The 13,962-nt window shown below is 50.2% G+C and carries 18 protein-coding genes and 1 tRNA gene; 11 read left to right on the top strand and 8 right to left on the bottom strand.

The window, feature by feature from the left end; genetic code table 11:
• Window positions 1-172: 172 nt before the first annotated feature.
• Window positions 173-610: a hypothetical protein gene (locus MIM_RS14810; protein ID WP_144084653.1), complete on the top strand. Its 438-nt coding sequence runs from the start codon at window positions 173-175 to the stop codon at window positions 608-610.
• 98 nt (window positions 611-708) lie between these two features.
• Window positions 709-1,431 (top strand): AAA family ATPase, encoded by a 723-nt coding sequence (locus MIM_RS14805; protein ID WP_025373540.1) that lies wholly within the window; start codon window positions 709-711, stop codon window positions 1,429-1,431.
• Between the two features lie 125 nt (window positions 1,432-1,556).
• On the opposite strand, the gene MIM_RS14800 is transcribed toward MIM_RS14805, so the two are convergent.
• Window positions 1,557-1,967 carry a hypothetical protein gene (locus MIM_RS14800; RefSeq protein ID WP_025373539.1) on the bottom strand — a complete coding sequence of 137 codons (411 nt, stop codon included), beginning with the start codon at window positions 1,965-1,967 and terminating at the stop codon, window positions 1,557-1,559.
• Complete coding sequence (locus MIM_RS14795; protein ID WP_025373538.1) at window positions 1,964-2,182, bottom strand: hypothetical protein; 219 nt, start codon at window positions 2,180-2,182, stop codon at window positions 1,964-1,966. Before MIM_RS14795 ends, MIM_RS14800 begins: the two co-directional genes overlap by 4 nt.
• A 447-nt stretch (window positions 2,183-2,629) precedes the next feature.
• On the opposite strand from MIM_RS14795, the gene MIM_RS14790 reads away from it, so the two are divergent.
• A complete protein-coding gene (locus MIM_RS14790) occupies window positions 2,630-2,839 on the top strand; it encodes a hypothetical protein (RefSeq protein WP_042070382.1) in 210 nt (69 codons plus the stop codon).
• Between the two features lie 489 nt (window positions 2,840-3,328).
• On the opposite strand, the gene MIM_RS14785 is transcribed toward MIM_RS14790, so the two are convergent.
• Entirely contained in the window at window positions 3,329-3,754 is a 426-nt protein-coding gene (locus MIM_RS14785) for a hypothetical protein (protein WP_042070380.1), read from the bottom strand.
• 477 nt (window positions 3,755-4,231) lie between these two features.
• Here MIM_RS14785 and MIM_RS23225 point away from each other — a divergent pair, with 477 nt between their 5' ends.
• Window positions 4,232-4,423, top strand: a complete 192-nt coding sequence (locus MIM_RS23225) for a hypothetical protein (RefSeq protein WP_025373536.1) — start codon at window positions 4,232-4,234, stop codon at window positions 4,421-4,423.
• An 87-nt stretch (window positions 4,424-4,510) separates the two neighbouring features.
• Here the strand turns inward: MIM_RS23225 and MIM_RS14775 are convergent, their stop codons facing one another.
• The 3 genes from MIM_RS14775 to MIM_RS14765 all read right to left on the bottom strand — a co-directional run bounded on the left by MIM_RS14775 (window position 4,511) and on the right by MIM_RS14765 (window position 6,705).
• Window positions 4,511-5,188 (bottom strand): metal-binding protein ZinT, encoded by a 678-nt coding sequence (locus MIM_RS14775; protein ID WP_025373535.1) that lies wholly within the window; start codon window positions 5,186-5,188, stop codon window positions 4,511-4,513.
• Window positions 5,189-5,500: 312 nt separating this feature from the next.
• Complete coding sequence (locus MIM_RS14770) at window positions 5,501-5,752, bottom strand: hypothetical protein (RefSeq protein ID WP_025373534.1); 252 nt, start codon at window positions 5,750-5,752, stop codon at window positions 5,501-5,503.
• 179 nt (window positions 5,753-5,931) lie between these two features.
• The gene (locus MIM_RS14765) at window positions 5,932-6,705 is read right to left on the bottom strand and encodes an SDR family oxidoreductase (protein ID WP_025373533.1); all 774 of its coding nucleotides are present in this window, start codon (window positions 6,703-6,705) and stop codon (window positions 5,932-5,934) included.
• A gap of 130 nt (window positions 6,706-6,835) precedes the next feature.
• Here MIM_RS14765 and MIM_RS14760 point away from each other — a divergent pair, with 130 nt between their 5' ends.
• Window positions 6,836-7,750 carry a LysR family transcriptional regulator gene (locus MIM_RS14760; RefSeq protein ID WP_025373532.1) on the top strand — a complete coding sequence of 305 codons (915 nt, stop codon included), beginning with the start codon at window positions 6,836-6,838 and terminating at the stop codon, window positions 7,748-7,750.
• 83 nt (window positions 7,751-7,833) lie between these two features.
• Window positions 7,834-7,907 (top strand) — tRNA-OTHER (locus MIM_RS14755).
• Between the two features lie 132 nt (window positions 7,908-8,039).
• On the opposite strand, the gene MIM_RS14750 is transcribed toward MIM_RS14755, so the two are convergent.
• On the bottom strand, window positions 8,040-8,933 hold the full coding sequence (locus MIM_RS14750) for a LysR family transcriptional regulator (RefSeq protein WP_025373531.1): 894 nt from the start codon (window positions 8,931-8,933) through the stop codon (window positions 8,040-8,042).
• A gap of 113 nt (window positions 8,934-9,046) precedes the next feature.
• On the opposite strand from MIM_RS14750, the gene MIM_RS14745 reads away from it, so the two are divergent.
• From MIM_RS14745 to MIM_RS14725, 5 genes are all read left to right on the top strand, one after another.
• Window positions 9,047-10,036, top strand: coding sequence for a Bug family tripartite tricarboxylate transporter substrate binding protein (locus MIM_RS14745; protein ID WP_025373530.1), 990 nt, complete (start codon window positions 9,047-9,049; stop codon window positions 10,034-10,036).
• Window positions 10,037-10,062: 26 nt separating this feature from the next.
• Entirely contained in the window at window positions 10,063-11,130 is a 1,068-nt protein-coding gene (locus MIM_RS14740; protein ID WP_025373529.1) for an Ldh family oxidoreductase, read from the top strand.
• The gene (locus tag MIM_RS14735) at window positions 11,063-11,575 is read left to right on the top strand and encodes an MBL fold metallo-hydrolase (RefSeq protein ID WP_025373528.1); all 513 of its coding nucleotides are present in this window, start codon (window positions 11,063-11,065) and stop codon (window positions 11,573-11,575) included. The genes MIM_RS14740 and MIM_RS14735 overlap by 68 nt, the downstream gene beginning before the upstream one ends.
• 27 nt (window positions 11,576-11,602) lie before the next feature.
• Complete coding sequence (locus MIM_RS14730) at window positions 11,603-12,346, top strand: ABC transporter substrate-binding protein (protein WP_025373527.1); 744 nt, start codon at window positions 11,603-11,605, stop codon at window positions 12,344-12,346.
• 138 nt (window positions 12,347-12,484) lie between these two features.
• Window positions 12,485-13,342, top strand: a complete 858-nt coding sequence (locus tag MIM_RS14725; protein ID WP_245592752.1) for a transglutaminase-like domain-containing protein — start codon at window positions 12,485-12,487, stop codon at window positions 13,340-13,342.
• 223 nt (window positions 13,343-13,565) lie between these two features.
• Here MIM_RS14725 and MIM_RS14720 read toward each other — a convergent pair whose 3' ends face one another.
• Window positions 13,566-13,865, bottom strand: coding sequence for a PepSY domain-containing protein (locus tag MIM_RS14720; protein WP_025373525.1), 300 nt, complete (start codon window positions 13,863-13,865; stop codon window positions 13,566-13,568).
• Window positions 13,866-13,962 lie beyond the last annotated feature (97 nt).

The raw sequence follows: 13,962 nt of genomic DNA, 5'->3' as shown, positions 1-13,962 counted from the left end.
TATGCTATAAATCGCTTTTATAGCGCAGTGAACCCAATTCGGGTACTGTCTGGAAATTTTTAACAGAAGAGAAACTTCGAGGGGCGTATTGCATGTATCGTCAAAGCGATAATCTTACGCCCCCCATATTTTTATTTTCCCATTAATGTTTTTTATTGATATTTTTAATAAAATGAGTTTTGGAAATCGTAAAAAAAAAGGAAAGATAGGTCCCCATGAGTTGCGAGAAGCAGAACTGATGCTCGCTGGAAAAAAGGAGGTAGCCTATTTTTCCTTCGATTATCCCCAAGAACATTTCCAGACGATGAAAAAATGTCTTGAAGATGGAGTATTTCAATCCATAAAGTTTGGGGCTGAGGAGAATGAAAATTTGTTGAAATTGCCTCCTGCAGTGAAAAACAGAATATTGAGTTTGCTAGGCGACGGGCCGTACGAGAATATAGTGGTATATGTTCCTGGTGCAAAAGACAAAGCATTAAGACTCGTTGAATTGATGCAGCCTCCATGGAGTAGAGGTTATAGCGAAGCGGTTGAAAGGGAAATAGGAGAAATCTTAGGCTATTCAGAAGATGATATTAATTTTTATATTGAGCAACACAAGCGCGCTTAGCTTAAGCTGCAGAGTACCCAGTCCGGTAATAATGCAAAGCGGATTTTTCATTGACAAATGATCCGTATTCTTAAACGATCGACATAGCATTTTTTTTAATGGTAATTAAAAAACAGTTTTTGCTCCATTTGGAATTTCGTCACGACTCCGTGCAATCACGTCAGGAGTATCCTTATTCTTTACCTATTATCAAATCCCTCAATCGTTTGGATTTTCATCCAAAAATAACCTATTTCGTCGGGGAAAACGGATCAGGCAAGTCGACCTTGTTGGAAGCAATCGCCGTTGCAAACAGGTTCAATCCAGAGGGTGGAACGAAGAATTTCAATTTCAACACAAGGGCATCGCATAGCACATTGGCGGATCACCTGCGCATTGCCAAGGGCGTGAGCCCTAAGACGGGGTTCTTTTTGCGAGCAGAAAGTTTTTTTAATGTGGCAACCGAAATTGAAAATCTTGACGTGGAGGCATACTACGGCGGGACGTCTTTGCATGAACAGTCGCACGGCGAATCATTTATGGCGTTATTGACGCATAAGTTTCATGGGAATGGTTTGTATATTCTGGATGAACCTGAAGCGGCATTGTCTGCTCAACGTCAATTGGCCGCGCTATACCGTATTCACGATCTCATACAGGACGGGTCTCAGTTTGTGATCGCAACTCACTCGCCCATTCTGTTGGCTTATCCGGATTCGATCATCTACCAATGTTCATCAGATGGCATCCAAGCTGTGTCATACGAAGAGACCGAAACGTTCCAGGTCATGAAAGCGTTCATCAATCACCCGCGGAAAATGCTCCAGTTTATGGATGATTAGCACGAACTTTTAACGCTTGTTTGCTTGCATTCAGAGTTAAAGTGATTCAGGTTAATAAGCCAGCCATGGCCTAAGATATCAATCCTCGGCTAGCTTTTTTGTTTTTGCGCCCAGTACGTGATAATTTAAGGCTCCTGGTCCGACGGTTTTTCCTTATAAGCCCGGTAGCCATATCCGCCAAATGCTCCAGCCGCAACACTTGCTGTGATAGTGACGACCTTTTCGACTAGCGCGTCCTTGCCATTATGTAAGGCGTAAGCACAAAACACCATCAAAATTACGAACCCTATTCCAAGGAATATCAGTTGATAGCGAACGGTGGTTTGGATGTGGGCCCGTTCCGACGTTCTATCTCCAATTTGAGCATCGAGCATCCTGCTGGCAAACTTCGCCTGATGCTCGATTTCCTTTTCCCGAATCGCTAGCTCCTTGGCTTTCAGTTCCTGATCTCGAGCCTGATTATCGATAAGCCTATTAAGCGTTGCTTCATTCAATGGGGCCCTGTTTTGATTGTTTTTAGGCTGAATGTTGCTCATCGCGTAATTGGTTTAAATCCAAAAAATGGTTTATAAATCGGCCTGTTGTAACTAACATCAAAAGAACCGAAGTCCTTTTTCCCTAAGACAGGGGGGACAATCTCGGATTTTTTAATTAAATGTTTACTGGTTTTCACCAACTCAATGAACTCTGTAGCGGACAAGTTCTCATTGCCAACAGGTACAAGATCGATAGTCTCAGGAGATTTACGCATCTTCTCACCTCGGTTTAACGGAAAATAACATACACAATGTACAGACGAGACCACTCAAATATTGGCTAATATAGAGCGAAGCGGAATGTAAATGTTGCACATGTAGTCGTAATTCCTATCACGTTTATTGCGTTGAATGATCAATATTTTATAGCGCGGTTATTGAGATTTGAAGAACGTGTGTGCTTTTTATAGCATACAGGCAGTCCAGCAATCCTATGTCCATTACGCGTTTTGAGCTACTGGCCTGTACACGACAATTTAGCTGGAAATCGGATTCATTGGCGCTTACGATAGAAAAGCTATCTGTGCGCGAATTGATGGTTGAAAAAGCAGCAAAACTCTCACTCTTAATTTCAGAACGGTATCTCTTGTTGGTGTTCGGTTCTTGAATGTGGCTCGCATGAAATACATAATAATGACAAATACAACGCCAGGAGAATGACGATGGCCGCTCAAACATCCATGTTACACATCCGCGTAGATGAAAAGCTAAAGGCCGATGCGGCCGACATACTTGCCAATGATCCGGAAGCGTATGATAAATGGTCTCGAGCCGCAGTGCATGAAGCAGTGGTAGATAATCGGCCGGGTATGTTGCATCAGCAAGTAATGGACGAGCTGCAAGCCTTGATCGACAGGAAGCGCCAAGCCTGAGCTTAACGGGGCGGGGCAGGCTCGTGCTGGTCTATTGGCAATTGTTGGCAGCGGTAACCCGTATATGATGTCGAGCCAAAGCGCGATCAATTGTGTTCGCATTGGATGCCCATTCTGACTACGACATTAAGCGATCTGTTTCTATGATTGTTTGATGTGCCTCGCTTGGTGCGATGTCTAAATCCAGCTGATAGTCGGCTTTCATTCGTCTGCCTTTTAAAATACGCAGAATATAGCCCAGGGACCTTGATTTTAAACGGTCCGATTGTGAGGGAACGGTTGGATTTATCAGTTGCTGGATTAAGAGCTCATGTCGGCCGTAATTCTCGGGGGAAGGAGATCCTGGCGATGGTAGTGATGCATGAAATTGAAAAGCGTGATGATAGGCTGAGTAGTACGCACGACTGATCGCGCATCGTACACTGATTTCACTATGACTTGCCTTGAGATTTTGTCGTGCGTAGTCTACAAACGCGCGATAGTTAATACTCATTGTCCGGCCCACTTAAAACTAACGTGGAATCCATCCGGAATTTTTTCAATATCACGAGCGACCATATCCGCTAGTTCGAAATTCATGCGGCAAACTTCCTTGACGGGTGCGGTAACGGCGAGCTCGAAATGTACGCATTTTCCTAAGCTGTCAATCGTGAAACTTTGTTCATTGGATCCGATCGGCATTAGCCTGTGATTGCGCAGCACTTTGCCGGCGCAATCAAGAAGCCTGGTTATCACCGCGTCGGTGGTGTTAGTTGCATCGAGAATTTCCACAATATGTAAAGGATCAGCGTCCCGCCATAAGTGGCGATATTCAAAACTATCTTTTCGTAGATATGGCGTTCCATATCTGATGAGTCGAGTGATTTCCTCTGCCTGTTGGTGCAGTATCGTGGCCGGTATTATATCTTGTACCATGATATTTTCTAGAATGCGTCTAAATATTACTGATGGTAACATTGAAGTGGCTTAGTGTGTACCCAAGCAGGATAACGGAGTCATGGTTTTTTTTATCGGAATTATCTGGCTTCTCTAGGACTTTCTACCGTTTAACAGGCCTTGCGGCGGATCAAATTAACGTCGCAGTCGCCCTTGAGCGTGAAGAAAACGGCGGTTATTTAGCGGTTATTACCGTTTTTTAGGATGAATGATATGCATCACTACACAGAGTCCGGACTAAGTAACGTATGGCTTACAAATGGATATACAGAGCGGGTAATCCACAGTCAGCCAGCCGTCTCTATATCTGATGCTGATCAGCTTCATCATGCTATTGGCCGCGCTTTGGCTCTCAAAGGGTAGTTAAGCAGTGATGAACTGCGCTTTCTCAGAAAGGAGTTAGGCCTGTCTCAGGCGCGTCTGGGACTAATCGTTGGTGCTTCTGAACAGACGGTTTTGCTGTGGGAACGCCGCGGCCGAATTCCAGTTTCGATCCAGCGCCTCGTCAAGTTTATATATCTGGCGCAACTCGATGGCAATGAAGCCGTTTGCGATGTCCTGACGCAACTCATTGAGCTGGATGCTTCAGCGCCGGAAGAAAAATTTGTCTTTGAGGACACAAAGACAGGCTGGAAGGAAGCCGCGTAGTTTTGTGTGATAAACCTGCCTGAAGAGCGACAGGGAAAGTGACGCCCGCCAGGGCCGGGTAGGGCGGCGGGGCGGGCCGTTGCTGTCTTAATGGAACATCAGATCATGCACAATGGTTTTGGATTTCCACGAAGATGGGAAGTAGGTGGGCCAGTTGTGTAATTCTTCGCTGAGTTTCTCGTGTCCGTCATTGCCGAAGTAAATATGAAAGTGGCTGACTTTTTTCGGAGCTATGACGTGATCACTGAACTGGATAAATCCTGGTGCCTGCGCTTCGCCCTGTTGCTTGGTAAACAGGTAGCGCACGCCCCGATTGCCGGCTTCATATGTCAGAATTTTGTAGCCATCATATTTATATTGGGCGCTGTAGCTTTTGCCGTTTTGATGGAAGGTGAAAGTGTCATCCTTGATGACCATGCGATCAATATTGGTTTTATACCCGGCTTTGTAATACTGTTTGTATTCGTCGGCGGTCTTGTCTTTTTTCTGCTCAGCCTTGTGCGCCATTACGCTATCGAGTGAGCCGTTTTGCAAGAGCGGGTAGATGGACTGCCAGTCGCCTTCCCAATCGGACAGGCTGCGATCCTTTACATCGGTATCCTCAAAATAGCCTTTTGCTGCCGTTTTCTTATTGTCTTCCGCGCCATGCGCGTGATCATGTGAATGACCGTGGGCGTGGTCATGATCATGTGTTTGAGCGCCGGCACTCGCGGTCAGCGCGCAAGAAAAGAGGGCAATCTGGATTAATTTCGATGTAACACTCATGAGAGACACGATCCTGGTTAGCGTTGAATGATTATTTAGTATGTTATAACATAACATTAATTGTCGTCAACGAACTTTATTCAGATCCGTCGGTGTAAGTGTGGTCGGTGTACGTGCGACGCCAGCAGCGGAATCGGTACGTTATCTCGGTAATGGGTAAGGTGTGAGGCGACGCTATACAGATGCCAAATCATTATCGCGCCGGCCAGATCAATCTTTTTTTGAATGATCAACTCGTGTCCCCCGGTAACCTGTCCGGAGGACGCATCATCTGTCGTTAATTATTACAAATGAAATATTTCGGATAGCAGGCTATTTTCTGTGTCTGGCAGCTTCGTTTCGTTGCATCCGGTCCAGCGAACTCTCGGTTGCTTGTTCATTGAGTGCCTGCTGTTGCAGCATACATTGATCAAATTGAGGGGAGCCAGGCGGAATGCCCAGGGTTGTGCATTCCTTGCGATACTCATCTGCCTCCATTTCGTCCAGTGCCTGACATCCGCTCAGCAGGCTGGCGAGCACAAGACTGGCTGCGGCGATGGTTTTACTTGACGATCGTTGATGCACTATATTTTCTCCCCTGAAAATGAATGAAGGTTTATTAAATCATTGATCATGGTTTTTGCATAGCCGCTTAAACCGGGACAGCTCGCTCGTTCCTGCGGAATTGAACAGTTGCCAGCAGTCAGATCAATGTCCTGTTTTGGGCGACTGTTCAGGTGGTTGCAGTGCAGACCAGCTGCACATTATTTTGTGGTGTAGCCACCATTGACCAGAATCGTCTGACCGGTCATCCACCAGCCCTCAGAGACCATGAATCGAACCCATGGCGCGATATCTTCAATATCTGTCAGGCCGGTTTTGGAGAAGGGCGACAATGCCGCCGCCGTCTTGTGATATTCCACGGCCTCTTTGCCTTCAGCCGGATAGAAGAAGGGGGTGTCCATCGGGCCAGGGCCGATGGCGGTAACCGAAATGCCGCGCGCACCAAACTCTTTGGAAGCGGCACGAGTGAAGTGTTCAACGGGGGCTTTCAGTCCTTCATAGGCTGAATAAAAGGGCGTATACGCACCCAGCAGGGAGGTAACCAGTGTGCAGATCTTGCCGTTATCATTCACAGCCTTACCCGCTTCCTTAAGAAAGAAGAAAGCAGATTTTACGTTGACTGCGCTGGACTGATCAAATTCCTGCTCGGTGACTTCTGCTATCGGTTTTTTCAGCACCATGCCAACTGTGTTAATGGCAATGTCCGGCCGTCCTACTGCGGCAATGGTGTCGGCAAACAGTTTTTCCATGGCAGCGGCGCTGGTCAGATCGGCCTGAAGTGCAATGGCCTTGGCGCCAGCCTGCTCAATGGCGGCAACCGTCTGGTCTGCATCTGTTTTAGCCTGACTGCCGTGATAGTGAATGGCTACGGCTTTCGCGCCGTGCTGCGCAAATTCGCGCGCAAGCAGTCCGCCCAGGTTTTTTGCGCCACCTGCGATGAGAACCACTTTTCCTTCGATTGAATTGCGGGACATAGCTTTTTCCTCTGAGTTGTGGGACGCGACGTATTGCCACGTTTGCCATACAGATTAATTGATCGCAAATCTCAAATAAAGCTGTTATTGTTGACGTCTTACGTCAATATTTACGAACAATAGAGTACTTATGGATAGGATCAGGCAGATGCAGGCGTTCATCCAGGTGATGAAAAGCGGCAATTTCACACGCGCGGCCGAGGCGCTCCGCTTGCCGCGTTCAACTGTCTCTACGCTGATCCAGGAACTGGAGGATCGGCTGGGTGTTCAGCTTTTGCGTCGCTCTACACGCCGCATGACGCCTACCTTTGAGGGGACGCAGTTCGTCAAGACTGCGCGAGAAATTGTAGATGCCATTGAAGCATCCGAACAGATGTTTCATCCAACCTCACAGCAGATGACAGGTCGCCTCAGAATTGATATGCCCAGCCGGATTGGTCGGCGTATCATCATTCCAGCCTTACCTTCATTGATCACGATGCATCCTGATGTTGAGCTGGAAGTGAGCATGACCGACCGCATGGTGGATCTGGTTTCGGAAGGGATAGACTGTGTCATACGGGTGGGTGAACTGAGCGACTCCGATCTGATATGCAGAAAACTCGGTGAGATCGATATTATTACGTGCGCCAGTCCGACCTATCTTGCACGCATGGGCACACCGGCAACGCCAGAAGCGTTGGGGGCGCATCAGGTGGTGAACTATACTTCGCGGTTTCCGACAGCCATGCCTGCCTGGGAATATGTGGCTCATGGCAAACTGGAAGTGGTGCCTATGACAAGTGTGATTTCAGTGAATAATGTGGAAGGCTATCTGGCTGCTGCGCTCGCCGGCATGGGGCTGATCCAGATCCCGGCATTTGATGTGCGCGATCTGCTTGACTCGGCGGAGCTGGTTGAAGTATTGCCGCAATTTCGTGCGCCTTCGATGCCGTTAACACTTCTTTACGCACGGCGGCGTAACGTACCTGCACGCATTCGCATCTTTCAGCATTGGGTGTCCGACCTGCTTCGTAAGGAGGGTGTGTTCGACGGTTCTGAGTAACCCGCAATAGGCATTTCTGTTATATATTTTTACACTCCCGTTTTGAGTTGATGTGCTCATCGGTTTGTCGGAGAATAGGAAATCCACAGGTAGCTCAACTGGTAGAGTATCCGAGTACTTCACGAGGAGGTTTACGGTTCGAACCCGTACCTGTGGAAGAATTCCTGTCGAGGTATTGCGCTAGTTACACCAGTTGCGTGATAGTGCAGTTCCTCTTTGATGATGTGGTTTCTGGCCTTAGATCGATGCCAAATCAACATGCGTTGGCGCTGTTGGCAAACCAGTCAAATCATCGTGTATGCGCACTGCTCACCAATAAATCATAGAACAATTTGACCACTGGATTCAGTTCCTTGGCTCGTCTGTGAATCAATCCCAGGCTGCGGGTTACTTGAGGATTGCATAGCTGCAAGCTCACCAGAGAGGCATGCTCTGCACCGGGCATCGCAAGTCGTGGCACCACCCCCACCCCTAACCCCGCCTCCACCATACTCACCAGCGCAGGCACATGCTGCACTTCGCAAAAATGTCGCGGTCGAACCTTGCCATGCGCCAGCGCCTGGTCGATCAGAAAGCGGTTGCCGCTACCCTGAGCAAGGCTGATGTACTCGTAGGCGCTCAGGTCTGCCCAATCAACCGTCTTCTGCTTTGCCAGAGGATGATCGCGACGAACCGCGACAACAAACGGTTCTTCAAGCAGCGGTGTGAACTCAATGTCTGCATCATTGACGCCAATGTAGGTCAGGCCGAAGTCTGCTTCTCCTCGTGCCACGGCGGTCAAGACCTGTGAAGATGATTCATCGATGATGCGAATGCGGATGCGAGGATATCGTTCATGAAACGTGCGGACCACCCCCGGAAGGAAGTAGGCCACCGCCGACGGCACGCAGGCGATGCTTACCAGCCCCGACAGGCGGTCCGATACTTCCTGTATTCCCACGAGTGCGTTTTCCAGTTCGTTGAGTACATTGCGCGCGCGGGGAACGAAGCCACGCCCGACTGTCGTCAATTCCACTTTGCGTGTCGTGCGCAGCAACAGCTGCACGCCAAGGGCTGCCTCCAGTTTGTCGATGCGGCGTGAGAGGGCAGACTGCGACAAATGCAAGGCTTCTGACGCAGCACGAAAGCTGCCGAGATCCGCGACCGCGAGGAAGGTCCGTAAATCAATCAAATCGAATTTCATGCGTTTTCATCAATAATCAATCGAATTTTTGCACTTTACTTCATATTCGGCCTCTATCTATCATATTACATAGCCAATGCCATAACTCGTGATACCCGTGAGGAGACTTTCCAATGAAAAAAAACATGTCGTTCCGCCAATCCCTGGTTTGCTTTTTAAGCAGCACCTTGTTGCTGCTTCCGGTTGCCGCGACGCAGGCACAAACCTGGCCGGAGCGCCCAATTCGTCTGCTTGTGCCATATGCACCCGGCGGGAGTTCTGACGTTGTCGCCAGGGCAGTCGCTTCGGAAATGTCCAAGGACCTGGGACAGCAGGTTGTTGTAGAAAACAAGGGCGGTGCCCAGGGAATGATTGCGACAACCGAAGTGGCTCGCGCCAAACCTGATGGCTATACCCTGATTCTGGGGCACGTTGGTACCCTGGCAGTGAATCCGTCCATGATCCCCAAGCTGACGTATGACCCTCGCCGGGACTTTGCGCCAATCACGTTGCTGGCCAAGCTTCCGATGGTTTTTGCATTGGGCAACGGTGTGAGTGCAACGGATCTTCCGTCATTCGTGGCACTTGCAAAAACCAGGCCTGGCGTCATGAACTATGGTTCGGCGGGCAATGGCAGTGCCGGCCATCTGGCGTTTGAAATGCTCAAGATCGCGACAGGCATCAATGTGGTCCATGTTCCTTACAAAGGCACGGGTGCGCAGCTGAACGATCTTCTGGGCGGTTTTATTGATGCTGCGGCAGCAGGGACACCGGGCTTGCTGCCGTCTGCGCAGGCAGGAAAAATAAAAATCATCGCCGTGGGTTCCAAAAAACGACTTGCTGTTTTACCGAATATTCCAACTGTAGCGGAACAGGGATATCCGGGTTTTGAAAGCTCGCAATGGTTCGGTCTGCTGGCCCCCGCCGGAACGCCGGAGGGTGTCATTGAACGCTTGCATCAGTCTGCGCTTGTGGCATTGAAATCGGCGTCAGTGCGCAAGCGTATGGAATACGACTCAAGTGAGATATCCGGTGCAGGCCCGCAAGCGTTTGCTGCCTTTATCGATGCCGAAGAGCGGCGCTGGCGCGAAGTAGTACACAGCGCCAAACTTTCGGTCGAATAGTTACTTTTATTTCTTAGGAAACCCATATGAACACAAGAACAAATGACAAGGTGCTTGTTCCGCAAGACCAATTGACAGCACTTGGCATTGCTGCCTTTCAAAACCTGGGCCTGGCTCCCAATGCCGCTGCTGATGTTGTGAAAATTCTGGTGCTGGCCGATTTATTCGGGCTGTCAACGCATGGCCTGAGCCGGATCGAATCCTATGGTTCCCGCATTCAGGTGGGCGGCATCAATGCAAACGCAAATATCACAGTGGATAAACCAGCGGCAGGTCTTCGCCTGGTCGATGGGGATAACGGGATTGGTCCGCTGGTTGGTATGCACGCACTGCGGGCAGCCATGGAAGCAGCGCAGGATTGCGGCATTGGAATGGCATTTGCACGCCAAAGCAACCATTTTGGCCCGATCTCGCCCTATGGTCTGATTGCGGCAGAGGCCGGATTTGCCAGTATTATCGGCAGCAATGCCACTACCACAATTGCTCCCTGGGGAGGGACGGATGCGCGGGTTGGCAACAGTCCTATCGCTTTCGCCGTACCCAATCCGGCGGGCAGGCATTTTCTGCTTGATATGGCCATGAGCGTCGTTGCCCGCGCCAAAATTCGCAATGCACTCAAGGCTGGCAGCGAGATTCCCGACACCTGGGCAACAGACGCATCGGGCAGGCCCACGACGAACCCTAAAGAAGCACTGGACGGGTTCTTGCTGCCAATAGGCGGACATAAGGGATATGGCCTGGCGCTGATGGTGGATTTGTTTGCGGGGTTGTTGTCGAACGCTGCCTATCTGACGCATGTTAAATCCTGGGTTGATGCGCCTGACGAACCTCAGAATCTGGGGCATTTCTTTATTCTGATTGATACCCGCAAGCTTGGCTCAGTACAGTGGCTGACCGAACGCATGACCGACTTCGCTGCTATTTTGCATGACAGCCCACCAGCCGATCCTGCACGACCTGTTATTCAGCCCGGAGAAATTGAGTTGAATAATCTGGCGCGCCAGAAATCCGAAGGCATTGCTATTGATGCCGACGTACTCCGCCTGTTGCAGCAATACGCCAATCAAGCCGCCGGGGTTCAACCCTCTGCCTGAACTGTACGTGCGTGAACGGATTCATTCGCCCAGCGTACGACGGGTTAACGATGGCGACACCATTTTGCCTGGTATGACAGCCGTCGCATCACCGGGACATACGCCCGGGCATCTGCTATTCTATGTTGACCTGCCGGGTCAGGCCATTCTATTTACCGGGGATGCGGCCAAGAACCGGGCCGAACTGTTGTCCGGTAGCGTCCATGACACTTGCGATGTGCAGGCCAGCTCAGACACGCTGAAACGGATATGGGATATCTGGAAACGGGTTCCTGGTACGCTGCTGGTGCCGGGTCATGATCTGGGTATGAAACTGAATGAATCCGGTGATCCTTTTTATGTGGGTGAAAGATTGGCCGCCATCAACGCCTGGTTTGGCGATACGCTTGAACCCATTCGTATTAACCTGTGCTGTAGCGAGCATGCTGCCCGTTCCCTCGCCTGAAATCAATATTTATTATTTGCCTATCCTATGAAAACTGACTCCGCTATTGTTTCTGCATTCACGCCCACAGGCCAGTTGCGCGCTTCTATCAATCTGGGGAATCCCATTCTTGCCGGACGCGATGCCCAGGGCAATCCTGCCGGGGTCTCTGTTGACCTGGCACATGCATTTGCCGACCGGCTGGGGGTGCCGCTTGAACTGATTGTGCTTGAGAGTGCTGGCCGTTCAGTTGAAATCGTGTCCGAAGATAAAGCGGATATCGGCTTTTTTGCTATTGATCCACTGCGTGCTGCGGACATTGCTTTTACCGCTGCCTATATTCACATTGAAGGTGCCTATCTGGTGCGGGAAGCATCCGCGATTCATTCGCTGGAGGCGGTTGACCAGGAGGGTATCCGAGTTACAGTAGGAAAGGGGAGCGCATATGACCTGTTTCTGAGTCGTGAACTCAAGCGCGCTGAAATTACGCGAGCGCCTACCTCGCCGACGGTGGTTGAAACGTTTCTGAGCGAGCAGACGGATGTGGCGGCAGGGGTTCGGCAGCAACTGGAGGCCGATGCATCCAGGCATTCCGGACTGCGCCTGATCCCCGGCAGCTTCATGACCATTCGTCAGGCAATGGGCGTGCCGCGCAGTCGGGGAACAGACGCCGTGGCGTATCTGGCCGCGTTCGTGGAAGAGATGAAAAGCAGCGGGTTTATTCAGGACGCGATGAACAGGCATGGTATCAAAGGCGCAGCCGTTGCGCCTCTGGAGCGTCTCGCAAGCTGAACGAGAATGTGTCCGGGTTGGTCATGTGGGTGCCTGATCCGCATTGTTCATGGGAGCGGCAGTCTGAATCCGCTACATAGCGTCAGCCATCGAGTGCCCGGTTAATTATTTACATAGGTGGGGTGTGCAGCCATGCTGGTGTCAACAATTAGAACGTCGCTGGAATATGAGATTTTTTCGGCAAGTGAGTTTTTTCTGAATATGCTGGCGTCCAAAAAAAGCCAGCTGATTCTGGAAGAGCACCTGAGTGTGGATTATGCTGAAAACAATGGCAGCAGGACGCCTGTGCGTTTTCAGAAAAATATTGATGCCGTGGGTGGACGCTTTGTATCGTTTCCTGCTGAAGAAGGAACGATCCATGTCGATTACTCGGTTCGTGTTGTGACCAACAATGCCAGGCGACCGGCCGAGGCTGCTATCTATCCCATTGCGCGACTGCCAAAGAAAACCATTCCCTGCCTGCGACCAAGTCGATATTGCGAATCGGATGTGCTTTCCGCTCAGGTGCAGGCGCTTTTCTGTGCGCAGGGCGACGGCATTGCACTGGTTGAGTCGATGATTGACTGGATACAGGAAAATATTCAATACGAAGTAGGGTGTTCAGATTCCACCACGTCAGCCGCTGATGTATTTGAAAAGCGCAAGGGCGTATGCCGGGATTTTGCCCATCTGGCCATCACGTTTTGCCGTGCTCTGAATATACCTGCCCGCTTTTGCGTGGGGTATATCTATTTTGCGGAACCCCCACAGGATTTTCACGCGATTTTTGAAGCCTACCTGGGCGGGCGATGGATTAAGTTTGACCCGACCAGGCTGGCGCCGCCCGATAATCTGGTGGTGATTGCGCGCGGCAATGATGCCAAGGACACGCCTTTTGCCACTATTTTCGGGAATATCAAACCCACCCGTATGCGTATCAATATCGAGCAGGAGGACCCGTATTCGGATTTTCATGTGAAGGCGGGGGAGGAGCAGGCGGCGATTATTGGTCGCTAGGGTAGCGGTGTCGGATACCGTCGTCCGCAGAATCTGCGGGCTTGCGGGTAAAGCGGTCATTCCTTGCCTGATAAAAACGGCGCAATCATACCCGTGCTATCAGAATCATCATATCCGGGTCGTGATCGCAGAATGGCCCGCTGGCAATCTTGCTATTGTTACTGTGATAATGCCATATGTTATGGCGGTTGGCGCCCGAATATATCGGGCGCCCGTCTGACCATTATTGCTTTTGCTCTTCCTTGCGGGAGATGACCTGGCCTGTATTGGCATCAATGACCAGTTCATATTTTGTGCCCGGTTTGAGGGTCGTGACTTCATATGACCAGACGTTGTTCTCACGATCAAAATCGACTTCGACCGCTTTGGCACCGGTTTCTGATTCGGCGGTTTGCACTGCCTGTGCCAGCGTTACTTTCGCGTCATTGATGGCCTGGGCTTCCTGCTGGTGCTTCGATTGCGCAGCAGCCATGCCTGGCATGATGATCAACAGTGAAAAAAGCAGGGAAGAGGTCGTTTTCATAAGTCATTCCTGAGAGTAAGGGAAAAGGATAGAGGCCCCCCAGTGTAGTGTATTTGCATGTTTGTGTAGGCCATTTTGATTCATATACCTCGGTTTT

This window comes from Advenella mimigardefordensis DPN7, assembly GCF_000521505.1.
In the GTDB taxonomy this organism is placed as follows: Bacteria; Pseudomonadota; Gammaproteobacteria; order Burkholderiales; family Burkholderiaceae_B; genus Advenella; species Advenella mimigardefordensis.
The sequence above is the reverse complement of the archived record's forward strand: the minus strand, read 5'-3'. Positions and strand labels throughout refer to the sequence as shown.

Excerpts from the sequence above, each read along its gene's own strand:
- MIM_RS14810 (WP_144084653.1), top strand. The coding sequence starts at position 173 with ATGAGTTTTGGAAATCGTAAAAAAAAAGGAAAGATAGGTCCCCATGAG.
- MIM_RS14805 (WP_025373540.1), top strand. The coding sequence starts at position 709 with ATGGTAATTAAAAAACAGTTTTTGCTCCATTTGGAATTTCGTCACGAC.
- MIM_RS14800 (WP_025373539.1), bottom strand. The coding sequence starts at position 1,967 with ATGAGCAACATTCAGCCTAAAAACAATCAAAACAGGGCCCCATTGAAT.
- MIM_RS14795 (WP_025373538.1), bottom strand. The coding sequence starts at position 2,182 with ATGCGTAAATCTCCTGAGACTATCGATCTTGTACCTGTTGGCAATGAG.
- MIM_RS14790 (WP_042070382.1), top strand. The coding sequence starts at position 2,630 with ATGGCCGCTCAAACATCCATGTTACACATCCGCGTAGATGAAAAGCTA.
- MIM_RS14785 (WP_042070380.1), bottom strand. The coding sequence starts at position 3,754 with ATGGTACAAGATATAATACCGGCCACGATACTGCACCAACAGGCAGAG.
- MIM_RS14775 (WP_025373535.1), bottom strand. The coding sequence starts at position 5,188 with ATGAGTGTTACATCGAAATTAATCCAGATTGCCCTCTTTTCTTGCGCG.
- MIM_RS14765 (WP_025373533.1), bottom strand. The coding sequence starts at position 6,705 with ATGTCCCGCAATTCAATCGAAGGAAAAGTGGTTCTCATCGCAGGTGGC.
- MIM_RS14760 (WP_025373532.1), top strand. The coding sequence starts at position 6,836 with ATGGATAGGATCAGGCAGATGCAGGCGTTCATCCAGGTGATGAAAAGC.
- MIM_RS14750 (WP_025373531.1), bottom strand. The coding sequence starts at position 8,933 with ATGAAATTCGATTTGATTGATTTACGGACCTTCCTCGCGGTCGCGGAT.
- MIM_RS14745 (WP_025373530.1), top strand. The coding sequence starts at position 9,047 with ATGAAAAAAAACATGTCGTTCCGCCAATCCCTGGTTTGCTTTTTAAGC.
- MIM_RS14740 (WP_025373529.1), top strand. The coding sequence starts at position 10,063 with ATGAACACAAGAACAAATGACAAGGTGCTTGTTCCGCAAGACCAATTG.
- MIM_RS14735 (WP_025373528.1), top strand. The coding sequence starts at position 11,063 with ATGCCGACGTACTCCGCCTGTTGCAGCAATACGCCAATCAAGCCGCCG.
- MIM_RS14730 (WP_025373527.1), top strand. The coding sequence starts at position 11,603 with ATGAAAACTGACTCCGCTATTGTTTCTGCATTCACGCCCACAGGCCAG.
- MIM_RS14720 (WP_025373525.1), bottom strand. The coding sequence starts at position 13,865 with ATGAAAACGACCTCTTCCCTGCTTTTTTCACTGTTGATCATCATGCCA.